Raw genomic sequence first — 17,138 nt, 5'->3', positions numbered from 1 at the left:
GTGAATAATTTCAACCAGCTTTTGGTGCAGGCCCAAATAGCATACGATGCAGCTGATTGGTCATCACTGATTCAATATTTGCAACAGTTAGTTTTGGGACAAAACTCTAGACATTCAGAGATAGTTAAAAATCGAGAACATATTCTGAAATTAGCAGTTTCAATTTTAGAGATGGGGGATTTTCAACAACGTTGGGAAGTTGCCAAGGTGTTGACTAGCTTGGGAAATATTGCCATCCCACCACTCATTGAAATCTTAGAAGATGAAGACGCAGAAGAAGAATTGCGTTGGTATGCAGCAAAGATTTTGGGCGAGTTTCAGCACCCAGATGCGATCGCGCCGTTGGTAGAATTGTTGAAAACCGATGAAAATGAAGAACTCAAAGCGATCGCCACAACAGCACTTGGGCAAATGGGTAATGTTGCGATCACCGCACTCTGTGAACTACTAACAGCAGAAGATACACGACTTTTAGCAGTGCGATCGCTCTCTTGTATTCGGCAACCAAAAACCATCACGCCTCTGTTGAGTGTAGTCCAAGATTCACAAGCAGCAATCCGCACCGCTGCAATTGAAGCCCTCAGTAGCTTTCATGATGAACGTGTGCCACCAGTGCTATTGATTGCTTTGGATGATGTCGCTGCCACTGTTAGACGTGCAGCAGTGATGGGTTTAGGTTTTCGTTCTGACTTATGTGCAGAATTAAATTTAGTGACGAGACTGCAACCTAGGCTTTATGACTTTAACCTTGAGGTTTGTTGTGCCGCAGCAGTTGCCCTTTCGCGGATGAATTGTGATGATGCTGCTAAGCAATTATTTCAGGTATTGATATCATCTCATACACCAATTAAGCTGCAACTCGAAATTATCCGCGCCTTAAGTTGGATGGGTACAACATCAGGTTTGGAATACATACAACAAGCACTGAATCATAACTTATCAGAGACAATGTGGCAGGAAATCGTCACAGTTTTAGGACGAGTACAAAAGCCGCAGTTAACTCAACAAGCTACAGAAATTTTGCTAGAAATCTTGCAATCAAAGCATCCAGCTACAGAAATTGTCAACATCAAAAGTGCGATCGCCCTATCATTAGGGCAGTTAGGCAACATACAAGCAATTGAACCATTGATTTCGCTACTAGCTGATGCAAATGCATCGGTGAGATTACACGCGATCGCCGCACTGAAAAGTCTAGATAAGGAAGTCGCATATCAACAATTGCAGCAGTTAGCAAATAACGCCACACTCACACCAGATTTGCAAACAGGAGTAGTGATCGCTTTAGCAGAGTGGTAAATTCTCTCAAAGAGAATGAACAAAGAAATTGAGAATGAAATGAAAGACGAATTACGTTCTAAGTATGACTTTGCTCAAATGGAGGGAAGCATCAGAGGCAAGTATGTTAAGCGGAAAGAACTCGAAGATGAAATTCGATAGGATAAAGCATTTGCAGGTTCTAAGGATACCCTTGCTAAACTCGCGGCCGAAGCAATGGCTGAGTATCATGCAGGAAAAACCCAAGAATAAGACGCAGAAGCATTGTGAAATCACGCACAACCGCTTAATTTCGTACTCAGTTGTAACCAAGTAGAAAAAATCAGCAAAATTACAGCCATTTTCCGCGATATTTACCAAAAAATCTTGAGCAAAGCGGATAATTGACGATGAAGTCAGTAAAACCTGATTTATATTTATATAAATTTGACAAAATGACTTGTAACAAACTTGACTAAATTACAAATTAAAAACCGTTAACTTAATGAAAGCCATAAATGTAATTCAGGCTACATAAAAATGCGACTAGAGCAGTTGCAAGCTTTTCTGGCGATCGCCCAAACCGGCAGCTTTCAACAAGCAGCGCGGCAATGTAGTGTCACCCAATCGACGATCAGTCGCCAAATCCAGGCATTGGAAGCAGATTTGGGGTTAGAACTGTTTCACAGAACAAGTCACGCCAAGTTGACACTAGCAGGTGAACGATTGCTACCCCGCGTCCGCAAAATTTGCCAAGAGTGGCAAACAGCCACAGACGAGTTAGCAGATTTAATCGCAGGAAAACAGCCAGAACTCTGCATTGCAGCGATTCACTCAATGTGTGCCGCTTACCTACCACCAGTTTTGCAAAAATTTTGTCATGATTATCCAGATGTACAATTGCGGGTGACTTCATTAGGTAGCGATCGCGCCCTTAAAGTCCTCAAAGATGGATTAGTAGATCTAGCAATTGTAATGAATAATCGGTTTTTAACCACTGGCAGAGAAATGGTGGTAGAAGTACTTTATGATGAACCTATAGAAGTCCTAACCGCAGCCAATCATCCCTTAGCCAAATATGAATGTATCCCTTGGTCGGAGCTAATTGTTTACCCCCAAGTGGTTTTTAAAGATGGTTATGGAATGCAACGTCTAATACAAGATAGATTTGAGCGACTGGAAGCTAAACTTCAGGCGGCTTTAGAGGTAAATACTTTAGACGCCTTCCGGGGAGTAGTGCGCCAAGGAGAACTGATAGCTTTGCTACCTCAATCAGCACTAATCGAAGCACGTTGCGACCCTACCCTTGCAGTCAGACCCCTAGCCAGTAATAGTACGGGGACTTTACCTGATAGTTCAAGTTTGACTCGTCGGGTAGTGATGGTAACAACTCAAGACCGTCTGCAAATTCCCCCCATCAAGCACTTTTGGCAACTGGTACGAGAAAATATCCCACTGCAACTTAACCAGCAGCGATCGGCTTCATAAGTGTCATTAGTCATTGGTCATTGGTCATTAGTCATTAGTTGCAGATAGGAAAAGGATAAAGGACAAGGGACAAAGGACAAATGAGCAATGAATTTAGAAAACTTCTGCAAAAAGTAGGCAGTGGAAACCACACAGGCGAGAATTTAACTCGTGCTGAAGCCGCCACTGCTATAAAAATGATGCTGTTAGGTGAAGCAACACCAGCCCAGATTGGAGCATTTTTGATTGCCCATCGGATTAAGCGTCCCACTGGGGAAGAGTTAGCGGGTATGTTGGATGCTTATGACGAACTAGGGCCAAAACTGCAACCAATCACTTCTGCGCGTCCGGCGATAGTTTTGGGTCTACCTTATGATGGCAGAACGCGTACTGCACCCATTGCCCCAATAACGGCTTTAATTTTAGCTGCGTCTGGGCAACCAGTGGTAATGCATGGTGGCGATCGCTTGCCCACAAAGTATGGATTACCCTTGATAGATATTTGGCAGGGTTTAGGCATCGATTGGACTACCTTACCACTAACAAAAACCCAACAGGTGTTTGAGCAAACAGGTATTGGCTTTGTTTATACACCACAGCATTTTCCCTTAACTAACAGCATTTGGGAATACCGTGATCAACTCGGCAAGCGTCCGCCTTTGGCGACAATGGAGTTAATTTGGTGTCCTTATGCTGGGGATGCTCATATAATTGCTGGGTTTGTTCACCCTCCTACGGAAGCGATGTTTCAGGTAGCTTTGGCACTGCGTGGCGTAACAAAATTTACATTAGTGAAGGGATTGGAAGGTAGTTGCGACTTACCGCGCGATCGCACTGCAATTATTGGTTTATCTTCATCAGCACCCCAGGAATTAGAACGCTTACACCTCGTACCGCGTGAATACGGTTTTACCACCAAGAATGTACCCCTTGGCACTAACGAAGAACTTGTAGCAGATATGCAGCAAGTTTTGCTTGGTAATCCAGGCGAACTGATGGAAACAGCTTTGTGGAATGGCGGGTTTTACTTATGGCGGAGTGGTATTTGTCCAGATATGCGATCGGGTATAGCCAAAGCCTCAGAATTATTAACTAGTGGCACAGTAGCTAGTAAACTCCAAGAACTCAGTCAAGCAGTAAATTTAGTAGATCAAAACATTCTCCCAAAAAAAGCAATCGTCACTCAGATTTTTAGTTTATGATCCTTTAGGATTTTAGATTTTTTGTTTAACATATTATAGCGCTGAGGTATAGTTAGCGGTCTTCATAATACAAACTCATTCTTGGAGTTTATGGTTCATCCGCTCCTACATGCTATCAATCTTCGATTCTCGAAATAGTACACTGTTTGCCAGTTGAAAAATCATCTGTCAGTATTTGCTATGTACAGGCTGCACACAAAATGTAGAAGATTACACTCATCAGCGAACGCAGATCAGATGAGGTTATAAGTCTCACATCTAGTTTTGTAAACGATTTGTTCTGGTGACGGTGTAGTTTAGTTTAATCCAATGCCGTATATGCGATCGCTTCCTCTTAGTCGTGGCTTTTGTATCTTGTGACAGACTTACTATATCCGCCCCTTTTAAAGACAAAACTTGTCTAATTATGTCTCTAAATTTTGTCCGCAACATACACTGCCTTCCCAAACTCTACAGATAGGCATTGTTATGAATCTTGAGGATGCGTTAGCGAGACATTTCGACATGATTGTTGCGGATTTTGACCTGTATTTTCTACTAGCAGGCATAACCGCAAAGCCTGGTTTTAATTATTAAAGCATCCTCAATAAAATCTAATTAGATTAATTAATCAGGATTTTCCAATAACAATACTGGTGTGTAATAGTAGTTTGAATATTGAAAATTTTGACAGGACATAATTAGTCAGTTTACGTCGAATAAATCAATTTTATCGTGTTGTAAATTGCAGTTTAGTGGCTAATAATTGCAAATGTAAGGTTAAGTAATCAAAGCTTAATCTCACGCAAATACTACTGCTTCATTCCAATTAAATTGAGGTAAAAACAATGGAAAATATCAAGTTGTCTGGATTGAATCCTGCTGGTTCCGAACTATTTATGGATTCTGAAAGCTTTCTACAAGACCTATCTGATACAGATGCTATGGCTTTGCGGGGAGGAGAAGGCCCCAACATTCATGGATTGCTTCAGTTTGGTCTAGGCGTGTATGCAATCCAGAATGTTATATCCCTAGTGAAATCAATTAGTGCCGTTCAGACCGGTAGGAAATAGTCTACAGCGATTTTCCCTTGAGTAGACTACAAAAAACCTGACGCCCTACCCCTGACCCTAATTCCCACTCTGTGGGGGCTTCGAGTTCCATAGTAGAGAAGGGGAAAATTCAAAGCCTCTCTTAGTGTAAGAGCGAAAAGTCTGTAGCTTGCTTTCCTACGGAACGCTACGCGAACCCGCAGGGTGCATTGGCTTCCTGCGAACAGAACTTTTCAATACAGAGAGGTCTGCGCGTGGTCTATTCATTTTAAAAATGCTGTATGTCTTGCTATTGAATAGGATTCAGCAATCAAAAACTGAATCCTACTCAAATCAACTAAGAGCAGGATCAAGAAATTAAGGGCTTAATCCTGCTCAGACTAACTAGCATACCAATAATATCAATAATTATTTGAGAGTACGGGGTTTTATTTTACTAATGGTTTTTATTTTGCTAATGATTAAAGCTTAAATGAGGTTTCAAATATGTCTTTTTTATTAAGCAATAAAAATGTTTTTGAGTATTTGATTAACAAGGGTATCTGTACTGAACAAAATCAGTATCCAAGCAAGATTGAATTAAAACCTGCTAAAAACTTTAACCTGTTACTAACACTGCCAGAGGGTCGTCAACTTTTAGTTAAGCAAGAGCCTCGTAACCGTGAAGGAAAAACGTCAAGCGAATTTTTAAGAGAGTGGCAATTTCAAAAAATGTTACGCAGTTTTCCAGATTTTAGATACATTCTTTCTTCCTTTTCGCAAGCACTTTATTTTGATGCTGAGAATTCAATTATTGTTTTTAATTATTTCAAAGACTATCGCGATTTGGCAGATTTCTATAGTAGAGAGCATATCTTTCCTACCACCATTGTCACCACAATCAGTGCAATAGTTGCCTTAATTCATCGCTTCACTTTAGACCGTCGAGATTATCAAGAAATTTTTGAATCTAGTACAGGAGTCTTTAATAACCAAGCTTTTGAGATGATTCACAGTTTAAAACGGTTGACCCCAGAAATTTTTGGCAACTATCCTGCCGATGCTTTAAAATTCTTTGTGCTTTATCAACGTTACTCTAGCCTGGAACAGGCGATCGCAGAGTTGAGCAATGCTATTGAACCCTGTTGTCTGATTCATAATGATCTTAAGCTGAATAATATCCTACTAGCCAATAATTGGGAAGAAACAGTTTCTCAAACATTGCTACCAGCTAACAGTATTATTCGCCTGATCGATTGGGAAAAATCAAATTGGGGAGATCCAGCTAGCGATTTAGGAACACTCATCGCTAGCTACCTGCAAATCTGGTTATATGGCTTGATTACTAGTAAAACAATTGCTATCGAAGAGTCTTTACACCTAGCTACAACTCCCCTAGAACTACTTCAGCCTTCGATTGTTACTCTGGTAGAGGCTTATTTAAGTAACTTTCCAGAAATTTTGGAGCGCCGTCCTGATTTTTTGCTGCGAGTTGTGCAATTTTCCGGTCTAGCCTTGGTTGAAGCAATTCTGGCAACGCTTCAGCATCAAAAAACCTTTGGCAATTTGGAGATCTGTATGCTCCAGGTTGCTAAGACTTTGTTATGCCGTCCAGAACAATCAATCCAAACTGTGTTCGGCATTTCAGTTTTTGAACTAACTCACCATAAAGCTTTGCGCTTGTTTAAGTAATTTTAGTTACAGGTAACAAATTATGCAATTGCTAAATTCGCTTGTATTGCAAACATCAGATACATCGAGTAAACAATTACTAACGACTCTGGAAGATATAGCCAGTAAAGTTGAGATTCAATCTAACTTTTGTATTCACCATCCAGATTACAAACCTTTAAAACTTCCAGATGAGGTAGTACTCCGTTTTCAGCAATTACCCTTAAACGTTCAGCACAAGTTTCTTAATTCACAATTGTGCCATTTTCTCTACGGGATCTACTATAACGGTGCTGCCCGAACTTTTCTTGCTCTAGATGCAGAGCCAATGGATTCAACAATGTCTCAGAATCTAGAGAACAATACTTTCCTGGGAGTAGATGTGGAGTTTTATGAGCGATTACACTTATCCAATAAAGGTAAAGGCTATTTTGACCCAGATTGGCAAGTGCTAAAGGAAGAGAGCAATGATATTCTGGCAGTGAAAAAGGACGATTTGACTGTGTATATAGAGCGCGATCGCTATCTCCAAGGCACAGAGCAATATGCGATCGCTGGCGACCTGATTGCTATTAGGATGCCTCCTAATCTGGTGCAAAACGGTTTTTACATGGCAGTTGGCAATGCAGGAGCGTTAAGTCGTGCTGATACAGTCATCGATTCGCCCCTTGTGCGCGTCTACTTTAATTTAAGTCCTGAAGGTGCAGTTGCGATTATGGGCAACCTAACACACCAACTAAATACCATATTCATTCCCTTCACTTTTAAAGCACTATATAATCCTTCAGACTATGAGCGCTACGATACAGCAGTGCTTTACTTTGAAAAAAGCAACTATGCAGTTATTCGGCAAGTATTACAATCTCTCTATGCTAAATATAAATCGCATTTCAGCAAGGAAGTGCCACTGTTCACAAAATTGCTCGCACCAGGACTTGCTTTGGCCGAAGAACCAGATAATAAATTTACTCAAAAAGAAAGTTTTGGTTTAAATCGTTGTCAAATTGTTACCAATAGTTTGCTCGAGGCTTGGCAACAAGGAGATGAATCAAAAGAAAATCGGATGGCTTTGATTTTCAAACACTTCGACTTACAAGGCGTTGAATTGCAACGTCCTTACCTCAATTTCAACTCTAAAAATATTTATGCACCATTAGAGTTAGAAATTTAGAACTTACGCATTGACAAGAAAGTCAATAACCTTGACCAATGAAGGCGATTTTCTATACCCCAATGAGCGCAAATTCCGTAGCGGAGTGTACCCCCACGTGGTACACTCCACTTGTCTGCGAGAGGCTCTGCTAACGTTACGTACCCTGTGGGAAAGCTGCAAGAACAGAATGACAATAAATTTCATCAACTTTTAAAACATCCTCTAAGGCTAAAATTAGCCTGTTTTTGAACTAACTAATAGGTTAAAACATATTAAATCGTTTATTTACTCGTGATTGTTCTTTATCAAGTGTTCTTAGTCCAAAGTATTTAGTTTAGATTGAGAACTATTTAAAAGGAAAATTGTCATTTATATATTTATATATGTAGTACATTGGTTTAATATTATATTCACTATAAATCACCTACTTTTTATATGTAGGATATTTTGAACTGCTATCAACAAATAAACTTATATTAAAAGTATTTCCTAAGATAGATTTAAACTAGAATTGGAATAATTTCTTTAATACTATTTACAGATGTGTTTGCCAAAAACACTTTAATAACATTAAAGCCAATCAAATAAATAGTCAAAAAGTATTGTTGCTATATCAATTCATTCAATGGCGAATAGTAAAATAAATGAACTTTGAATATTTTTAATCAATCACCATTTAATAGCTATCTAAACCTTGTACTGTTTATGTCATACAATGAAGATAAATTTCAATATTTTGAAAAATACGACATTAATAAGAGCAAGTTTTTAACGCCTTTTCAGAGAAAATTTTTGCTGAAAAATCTCCAAGCAAATTTACAACCAGAATACCGTCGTCGCATCGAAATTATGTTACTAGCAGATCAGGGTAAATCTCCAACCCAAATTTGTGAAATATTAGGCTGTTCTTACCATATGGCGCGATACTGGATGGGTGTAGCAAAAGCTGGTTTAGCTCACCAATGGCAAGAGCAACCAATAGGCAGACCGAAAAGTATTAACGAGCAATATCTCGAACGCTTGAAGGAATTGGTAAACCATAGCCCTCGTGAATATGGCTATCCATTTCACTGCTGGACAGCACAATGGTTAAGTAAACATTTAGCAAGTGAAATTGGAATTCAAATTACTGAACGCCACATCAGTCGTCTACTCAAACAAATGGGACTGTCTACGAAACAAAGAAATAATAATAATAGCCTTAAACAAGAAACTGACGATACCCAAAATTCTGAGATTACTATCAGCGACCTACAACTTCCCTAAAGGTCTAGTTTGCGATGAGAACTCAATAGCTTCTGGCTAAAAATTTTTCTAGAGTGAGCTGATATCTTTATTTGTTAGTAATTGAATAATAAATACTTTTTAAAGTTATCGGAGTTAAAGGATGACTAAATTATTTATTTTTTCTGAGCTAGACATCATACAACAAATCAAACTTTTCTGCCAAATTCCAGATATAATTGAAGCAATAGCTACTCGTAAAATTATTACCGATGCTGCCGATAAAGCAGGTATTATAATCGAGAAAGCAGAGCTTCAGCAGGCAGTAGACAACATACGATTAACTAAAAAACTTGTCAAAGCTGAAGATACATGGCTATGGCTACAAGAAAATTATCTTTCCCTGGATGAGTTTAAAGAATTAGCCAAAATTAACCTGCTTTCTGAAAAGCTGGCAAATTATTTATTTGCGAAGCAAGTTGAGCCATTTTTTTTTGAACACCAGCTTGATTATGCCGCATCTGCCACTTATGAAGTTATTTTAGATGACGAGGATTTGGCTTGGAAACTGTTTTATGCGCTACAAGAAAACAAAATTAGTTTTCAAGAGATTGCCCGCCAATACATACAAGATCCAGAATTACGCCGCGTTAACGGATATTGCGGGATACAATACCGTAGCAATTTTAGACCGGAGATTGCAACTTATGTTTTTGCTGCCCATCCACCGCAAGTTCTCAAGCCAATGGTAACACAGAAAGGAATCTATCTCATTTGGGTTGAAGAAATAATTCAACCTCAATTAAACGAACCGCTGCGCTGTAAGATTCTAGGAAACTTATTTTCTGCTTGGTTAAAGCAACAACTTGAGGAAGTGAAAATTTTGGTACAGATTTAACATTTATGTTAAAAAAAACTAACAGTAAGCTGGTAAAAGGTTGTGTTCAAGAAACAATCAGCGTGGTAGTAGCTTATGTTTCCTTAAATTGCCAACTTTCAACATTCGTTTTAAAATACAATATCAAAATATTGTTTGCATATTTAAGATATTGTTGAATTTATCTATAAGGAATAATGCTTAAAATACCCATAAAAATCAGGTATTAAACAAATGCCTGATTCTTTGTTGATGCTGGTGGGCTTTCGACTTCAACTTTTGTATATCATACACTCACAGGTAACACCAAATCTTCACGAGCTAGTAATGCTTTGGGAAATACAGATTTAACTTCGACTTGAACCTTGTCAAGAAAATCATCATCGTCATCTGGATGGTGATGAGTGATTACTAAGCGTTGTACATCAGCACTTTGAGCCACACTCACCGCAGTTTGCCAATGCAAATCGGCTGAGTCGTGGTTGTGAGCTGTTGGCGGAGTGTAGGTAGCATTGGCAATCAGTAAATCAACACCTTTAATAAACTGTAAAATCTGATCTCGCTCTACTTCATCAGTATTTTGGTGCAAATCTGTAACATAGGCAACACTATATTGCTGCCAGGTCACTCGATAGCCAACTGACCGCTGAGTTTGATTGATCAACGCTACTGTAATTGTGACATCATCTAATTTCACTTCCTTGTTTGGAGTCAGGTTATAAAACTGCAATTCCGACTGCATTACCTGCAAAGGGTAAGGAAAGTGTGGCTGGAGCATCTGGTCGCACAAGCATTGTTTGATTGAGGCTCCATTTGAAGCAGCTGTACCGTAAATATGGAAGCAATTTTCCGCAATAAATGCAGGGGCAAAAAAGGGAAACCCTTGAATACGATTTGATTGGGAGTTGGTAAAAAATAAATGAGCTTCCAGCGGTTGTTGCTGTTGCCAAGTTTTACCCAGTATGCGTAAGCCAGTACCGCCATCAAAAATTAAGCGTTTCCCGGCTACATACATTTCTACACAAGCTGTATTGCCACCATAGCAACTAGTGTTACTACCTGGGGTGGGAATTAAACCCCGTACACCCCAGAATTGCACAATAAATTCACCCGATAGGTTATTTAGCAGGCTAGTTGACTTTTCAGTTAGGTAACTCTGAGAACCCGACAACTCAAAATTTGACATTTTCCTTGAATTTAGACCTCGCTGAGCAGGTCATTGTAGCGCCGGACTTCCAACAGCCGATTTTTTTCATCCACAATGACTACCGTAGGAGAGTAACCTTTTAACTCTTCTAGAGTGAACTGCCCGTAAGTCATTATAATCAAGCGATCGCCAATAATGCCTAGACGTGCCGCAGCCCCATTTAATTCAATTATTCCTGAATTGGCAGGAGCCGGGATCGCATACGTAATAAAGCGCTCGCCATTGGCATTATTTACTACTTGTACCTGCTCATAGGGTAAGATGCCAGATTTCTCTAAGAGGATTTGATCGATACTGATACTACCCACATAGTGGAGATTTGCCCCGGTGAGAGTACAGTTGTGAATTTTTGCCAAAAGGAGCGTGCGCTGCATTGCGTTTATGGGTTCTGTGGCAATTGAGCTACAGTCAAGTTAAGTAAAGTTTTGTGCTTTCTTTTTGCCTGACTTTTGTTGAAGGTTTGTTCAGGTAGTTTGAGAATCAGAATCCCGACCTTTTTCACTACCGGCTTTTACGCACTTTTCTACTAAAGGCATAACCTCTTCAACATCTTGCCAGCCGCGAATCTCAGTTACCTTTTTTTCCAAATTTTTATAAGTGCGGAAAAATTCGGCAATTTCAGCTAAGCGGTGTGGCGGTAAGTCTTTCAGGGACTTTATTTGAGCGTACCGGGGATCTTTGTCAGGAACACAAAGGATTTTTTCATCGCGATCGCCGCCGTCAATCATCTCCAGGAATCCAATTGGTCTTGCGGCTATAACACAGCCTGGAAAGGTTGGCTCATCTATTAATACCATACCATCCAGTGGATCGCCATCCTCGGCCAAGGTATTGGGCACAAAGCCGTAGTCATAAGGGTATTGTACCGAGGAATAAAGTACCCGGTCTAGAGCAAAAGCTTGTATGTCTTTGTCGTATTCGTATTTATTTTTACTCCCGCCGACAATTTCAATCAGAACGTTGATTAGACCTGGTTTAGGTTGGGCAGGAATACGAGATAAGTCCACAAAAAACTCCTCCGCTAACAGTGAATTATGGGAGTATTCAGCTTCACTCCCCGTGTAGAATTTTAGGGCAATATGGATCTCTCTTCCCAAGGTATTCATTTGTATTGGGGATTGAGGCTAACGTGAGTTCTATAGGATATAAAGGCTGAAAATCATAACAGATAAAGGTTTGAAGAATTAAGAGGTTTGAAATACCACAGGATTTATTGACAATGAAATCAATAACGATAATGAAGAGAAATTTTTTAAATCGCAAAAAAAGCTGAAACTCAAATTTATAAGAACAAAAATAGAGTTTCAGCTATGTTAAAGATTGTATCTCGATTAGATTTAACGTGAGTTCGACAGAGTATTATCTGGCACTTCTAGCAATATGGTGCTGCAATTCAAAATGTAGGCGATCGCTAAAATTTTCTGCTGTCTGTTTGAGCCACCAACAGCTAAATTAGATTGTAATATTATCGCTTCCTTGCTGATTAATCAATAATCGCAAAATCGATAACCCTAAAATTATCAAAAATAGCACCAGCCCAATTGTACATGCATAGCTAATTTCTAAATTATTAAAAGCTTGCTCATATAAATAATAAACAATTGTTTTCGAGCTACTGAGTGGCCCCCCTTGGGTCATGATGTATACTTCTTCAAACACTTTGGTGGCAGAAATAGCTGAAATTACCGCCACTAATGCCAAATACGGCTTCATCAAAGGTATGGTAATATCCAAGTGTTTGCGGATACCATCAGAGCCATCAATGGCTGCGGCTTCGTATATATCAGCAGGAATTGATTGCAATCCCGCTAAATAAATTACCATGTAGTAGCCTAGTCCCTTCCACACAGTCACAGCCATCACACTGGCAAGAGAAATTGGTACAATGCCAAAAAGCTTAGCTGGGCTAGTTAACCAAGGAATACCTTCTGGAAAAATACCCAAAGTTTTGAGGAACTGATTGAGTAAGCCGTTTTCTGCATACAGCCATTTCCAAGCTATCCCCGCAACTACCATTGAAATCACCACTGGGGTGTAGTATGCAGATCTAAACCAATTCATTCCCCGTAGTTTCTGATTAACTAAAATTGCCAGTCCTAAAGGAGCAATTACCAAAATCGGTACTACACCCACAAGATATAAAAAAGTGTTTTCTAAAGTTTTCCAAAAAACTGCATCTTTCCAAAGCTGAAAGAAGTTAGCAAGACCTATCCATTGCGGCGGTTGAGCAAGATCATCGTAGCTGGTAAAGCTGAGATAAAACGCTTGCAGTGCAGGCCAAAAGACAGTTAGCCCCAAAATAACTAGGGCGGGTAATAAAAACAAATAAGGAGTCAGTCGTTGTTTAATAAACATCCAATTTTTAGAACTCAATTGATTCATAAGTGGCGTTTTTTAGACTAAGGTAACGCATGTTGGTATTTTTGCTCTGGAACAATCCTCAAGAATAAAAGACTTGGGGATGTGAGTAGATTTAAGCTTCAATATTTTAAAGGCATATATTTGCGTAGCTTGCCGCCGAAGGCATCGCCTAATTCTTGCATACGGAGCAACTGCAATGGAAACTGAGAACAATCTATCAATTGAACACCAAAATGTCCCCACAAATCATCGTGGACTACATGATTTTTTGTATAGTTCCGACAACGAACACACCACCACTGAGGTGAGCATAACCCATGAATTGGCAAATAATGGGGTTGAAATCATGCCCCTTGCGGTTTGGTGTGCAGCTGCTCAAAATGCAAAAATTGCAGGTGTTTACGCAGTTTTGGATACAGAAAGTTGCACGCAGTACATTGGCTATTCCCGGAATGTGTTGCTATCCCTAAACGGTCATGTCGCTCAAAATGGTGAGCAAAAATGTGCTTTTGTGCGCGTGCAAACATTCAAGTTTCCAAAGCGTCAAGAAATGGAAGATTTGCGAGATGCGTGGATAGCAGAACTCGACAGCACACCAGCTGGTAATGCTTCCGAAAGCGGAATGTGGGCCAGCACGGTAGGCGAAGTTGCTAAGGCGGCCATGTCAGAGACGGAACGCCAAGCCTACGAAGAGAAAAAGTTAAAATTGCGGAAAGCAATGGCTGATACAACGCTTTCTAAAGAGTCAGAAACAATAGATGTAAGTGAAGCCGAACGCCGACATCAACTCGAAGCTGCTGTAAAAAACGATGACTGGAGTGCAATTATCGACACACAGACACAAGAAACCCATTAATCCTCTTGTTATTTTCTGCTTTTGAAAGCAAGACTAATTGATTCCTGGTTTGAGATATGGGTAGACAAGCAGGTATTATCTCTTGTCTTCTTATATCTCACGTTCTAAATTTCAATGAATATTTTTGCGTAGGAGCGATCGCTAATTTGGGGATCAGTCTTAGGGTAGGTTTTTATCTATTCATCACTTTTATCTATCGTTTAGAAAAAAAAGAATATTTGCTTCTATCGTTTAAGGAGCGTACATTAAAGGTCATAAGGTTAAACACAGACCTAAATGACGCCAAGAGGTGCAACATGAATCCCACAAAAAGAGTATTGTCAAACAATGTTGATACAAAAGTAGTTCATAAGCCTCATCTTATTGAGACACAACAATCAGCAGATCAAGATACCTCTACTGAAAATTTGACTTGCGGGCAGCGCCTTGCTGATAAACTAGCAGCGCAAGTAGGTTCTTGGGGATTTCTGATTGGTCAAAGTGTAGTTTTAGCGGGGTGGGTTGGTTTAAATGCCATACCTGGGGTTCCTCACTGGGATGAGTCACCATTCATGATGCTAAATTTAGTATTTTCATTTGCCTCAGCCTATACAGCTCCAGTTGTTTTGATGAGTCAAAATCGTCAATCTGAAATTGATCGCAAAAAAGTCGAAATTGACCACCAAGTGAATTTAAGAGCTGGACAAAATATTGAACTGCTCCATGAAAAATTAAATGATTTACACACTCAACAGCTAAACGAACTGACTCAAATTGTTAAAGAACAGCAGCGAGTGCTCTATGAGCTTAAAGTAAGTTTAGTGCCTGATTCCAAAGAGACTAAAGAGTTTAAAGTGAGTGTATTACCAGGACTCCATGTCCAAACTAATGCCAAATTCGCCAAAGGAAATTCTGGTAATAAACCCTTCAATAATGACCAACAAATTAGTGATAATAACAAAGTTTTTGAAAAGTTTACTGGTCGATAAAAGTGAGCCACATTCGTGTTATCTGTTCAATAGCAAGAGAGTCTGAATTTTACTTTACTCGATACATCTTTAGGTTAAGCTCTAGACTCTCTCACTCTTAATCAGAACCATTATTTAAGCATTTTGATAAAAAAGAATATTTGCTTTGATGAAATAAGGTTTCCAGAGTGAAGTTAGAAATTTTCTACTGAATTGCGAACAGGCACAGCCCATCATTGAATTGGAAATACTACACCAAGTAGCATCTAAGCACTTGCAGACATTAATCGGCGCTAGTTCAGACAGCGCCAGCATGAAGATTGAGGAGAGATAGAAATGAACGGACTCGTCACTGCAATTCCCACAGGAATCACAGCTTTTATCGCCACAAATCTGGATGATTTGGTCATCCTGACACTGTTGTTTTCTCAGGTGAATGCAACCTTCCGTCGTCGGCACATCGTTATTGGTCAGTATTTAGGCTTTTGTACTCTAGTCATTGCCAGCTTGGCTGGTTTTTTGGGAGGCCTGATTTTACCGTCTCATTGGATTGGTCTTTTAGGTTTAGTACCCATCACAGTTGGGTTAAGCCGTCTACTCAATTCAGAAACGGAAGCGCCGTCTGACACACAATCGGAAACTGAGTTTTTTCATTCCTCTCCTTTGGCTGGTTTTTTATCTCCCCAAGCTTATAGTGTGGCGGCTATTACCATTGCTAATGGCAGTGATAATGTGAGTATTTATATGCCATTGTTTGCTAATAGTGCTCTCTCTAATTTGCTGGTAATTATTGCACTCTTTCTTTTATTAGTTGGAGTTTGGTGCTACGTAACTTACAAACTGACTTGCCAGCCTGCAATATCCAATCTGCTAACTCGTTATGGCAACAGTCTTGTGCCTTTTGTATTGATTGGCTTAGGTATGTTTATTATTATAGACAGCGCTTCACTAAATCCAATTGCTTTAGCGGCAAGCTGCCTGTTCTTAATGGTAATAGTCAAACTTTATGGGATAAATGGGCAAGCTGCAACATCTTCAGACATGGAATTTCCTAGATAATCATCTATGAATAATTGCAAGATAAGTTGCTAATAATGCTACTAGAACCTATTAACGCCAACTGTCTTATCTATTAAAGTTTTCTCAGTTGAAAATATTTTGTCATCCTCAAAAGGAGAAAGATCATGAAACTCTTCAAAATTGCTCTGATTGGTTTAGTACTTCTGGTGAATTTGGTGGTTGCTCAACCTTCTTGGGCTGATAGACCAAACCTAACTCAGGGTTCTGACTACACCGAGGTAACTCAAGCGATTAATAACCTCTTAAAGAGCAAAGATGAACCCGGCGATTATGAATACACGCCGGAAGAAATTGAGCAGAAATTGGGAGATTTGAAACTGCAAAAGTACGTTTTAGAGACGGCACAAGATTGGGCACAATGCCGCAATGAGACTGGGAAGACTTTGGCTGTCTACGCTCATAAACCCAAAAAAGCATCTCAAGGAAATACTCTTTATTTCCTAGGAAATGGTGAGATCACAGATAATGATTGGGACTGTGATGGTGTTTATCTGCCAAGTGGTAGCAAAGTTGCTGGTTTCACTGCTACGAATATCCAAGACCAAGAACTGGCGGAACCCCTAGCTATAAAAGTTGTAGATGGAACTCAGCTGGTAGCTAAGACCAATCCAGACACGAACGCTGTAGAATTCAATGTTACTCCTGCCAAAGTGATCAGAGTTGGTGAAATGAACTGGACAATTCCTAATTTGTCGCAAGCCGAGATTGATGCAACAGCGCCTAATGCACCGATTGAGGATTAATATTAAGAGTCGGTTAAATAGTCATAAAAGCGCCCCTTCTTGCAAATAAGGAGGGGCGCTTTTGTTATGGGTAGTTACAACTT

At 39.7% G+C, this 17,138-nt stretch carries 16 protein-coding genes; 12 read left to right on the top strand and 4 right to left on the bottom strand.

What is annotated here, in order from left to right; all coding sequences use genetic code 11:
• From HCR01_RS04545 to HCR01_RS04510, 8 genes are all read left to right on the top strand, one after another.
• Positions 1-1,299 (top strand): HEAT repeat domain-containing protein, encoded by a 1,299-nt coding sequence (locus tag HCR01_RS04545; protein ID WP_193194919.1) that lies wholly within the window; start codon positions 1-3, stop codon positions 1,297-1,299.
• 498 nt (positions 1,300-1,797) lie between these two features.
• Entirely contained in the window at positions 1,798-2,745 is a 948-nt protein-coding gene (locus HCR01_RS04540) for a LysR family transcriptional regulator (protein WP_162394731.1), read from the top strand.
• An 80-nt stretch (positions 2,746-2,825) separates the two neighbouring features.
• Positions 2,826-3,926 (top strand): anthranilate phosphoribosyltransferase family protein, encoded by a 1,101-nt coding sequence (locus HCR01_RS04535; protein ID WP_193194917.1) that lies wholly within the window; start codon positions 2,826-2,828, stop codon positions 3,924-3,926.
• Positions 3,927-4,753: 827 nt separating this feature from the next.
• Positions 4,754-4,978, top strand: a complete 225-nt coding sequence (locus tag HCR01_RS04530; protein WP_193194915.1) for a hypothetical protein — start codon at positions 4,754-4,756, stop codon at positions 4,976-4,978.
• 465 nt (positions 4,979-5,443) lie between these two features.
• Positions 5,444-6,628, top strand: coding sequence for a phosphotransferase (locus HCR01_RS04525; protein ID WP_193194913.1), 1,185 nt, complete (start codon positions 5,444-5,446; stop codon positions 6,626-6,628).
• Positions 6,629-6,650: 22 nt separating this feature from the next.
• Positions 6,651-7,778, top strand: coding sequence for a T3SS effector HopA1 family protein (locus HCR01_RS04520; RefSeq protein ID WP_193194911.1), 1,128 nt, complete (start codon positions 6,651-6,653; stop codon positions 7,776-7,778).
• 687 nt (positions 7,779-8,465) lie between these two features.
• The gene (locus tag HCR01_RS04515) at positions 8,466-9,026 is read left to right on the top strand and encodes a helix-turn-helix domain-containing protein (RefSeq protein WP_193194909.1); all 561 of its coding nucleotides are present in this window, start codon (positions 8,466-8,468) and stop codon (positions 9,024-9,026) included.
• 121 nt (positions 9,027-9,147) lie between these two features.
• Entirely contained in the window at positions 9,148-9,882 is a 735-nt protein-coding gene (locus HCR01_RS04510; RefSeq protein ID WP_193194907.1) for a peptidylprolyl isomerase, read from the top strand.
• Positions 9,883-10,147: 265 nt separating this feature from the next.
• Here the strand turns inward: HCR01_RS04510 and HCR01_RS04505 are convergent, their stop codons facing one another.
• The 4 genes from HCR01_RS04505 to HCR01_RS04490 form a co-directional block, all read right to left on the bottom strand.
• Entirely contained in the window at positions 10,148-11,047 is a 900-nt protein-coding gene (locus HCR01_RS04505; protein ID WP_193194905.1) for an MBL fold metallo-hydrolase, read from the bottom strand.
• 11 nt (positions 11,048-11,058) lie between these two features.
• Positions 11,059-11,442, bottom strand: coding sequence for an aspartate 1-decarboxylase (gene panD / locus HCR01_RS04500; RefSeq protein WP_193194903.1), 384 nt, complete (start codon positions 11,440-11,442; stop codon positions 11,059-11,061).
• 90 nt (positions 11,443-11,532) lie between these two features.
• Entirely contained in the window at positions 11,533-12,075 is a 543-nt protein-coding gene (locus HCR01_RS04495) for an inorganic diphosphatase (protein WP_191757190.1), read from the bottom strand.
• Positions 12,076-12,520: 445 nt separating this feature from the next.
• The gene (locus HCR01_RS04490) at positions 12,521-13,450 is read right to left on the bottom strand and encodes a carbohydrate ABC transporter permease (RefSeq protein ID WP_193194901.1); all 930 of its coding nucleotides are present in this window, start codon (positions 13,448-13,450) and stop codon (positions 12,521-12,523) included.
• 175 nt (positions 13,451-13,625) lie between these two features.
• Here HCR01_RS04490 and HCR01_RS04485 point away from each other — a divergent pair, with 175 nt between their 5' ends.
• From HCR01_RS04485 to HCR01_RS04470, 4 genes are all read left to right on the top strand, one after another.
• Positions 13,626-14,285 (top strand): GIY-YIG nuclease family protein, encoded by a 660-nt coding sequence (locus HCR01_RS04485; RefSeq protein ID WP_193194899.1) that lies wholly within the window; start codon positions 13,626-13,628, stop codon positions 14,283-14,285.
• A gap of 146 nt (positions 14,286-14,431) precedes the next feature.
• Complete coding sequence (locus HCR01_RS04480; RefSeq protein WP_226889112.1) at positions 14,432-15,253, top strand: DUF1003 domain-containing protein; 822 nt, start codon at positions 14,432-14,434, stop codon at positions 15,251-15,253.
• A gap of 315 nt (positions 15,254-15,568) precedes the next feature.
• Positions 15,569-16,291, top strand: coding sequence for a cadmium resistance transporter (locus HCR01_RS04475; RefSeq protein ID WP_193194894.1), 723 nt, complete (start codon positions 15,569-15,571; stop codon positions 16,289-16,291).
• 125 nt (positions 16,292-16,416) lie between these two features.
• Entirely contained in the window at positions 16,417-17,055 is a 639-nt protein-coding gene (locus HCR01_RS04470; protein WP_193194892.1) for a hypothetical protein, read from the top strand.
• The last annotated feature ends 83 nt before the right edge of the window (positions 17,056-17,138 follow it).

The organism is Nostoc sp. MG11 (genome assembly GCF_014904695.1).
Lineage (GTDB): Bacteria > Cyanobacteriota > Cyanobacteriia > Cyanobacteriales > Nostocaceae > Komarekiella.
Note: the sequence above shows the minus strand (reverse complement) of the source record. Positions and strands in the feature narration are given on the sequence as shown.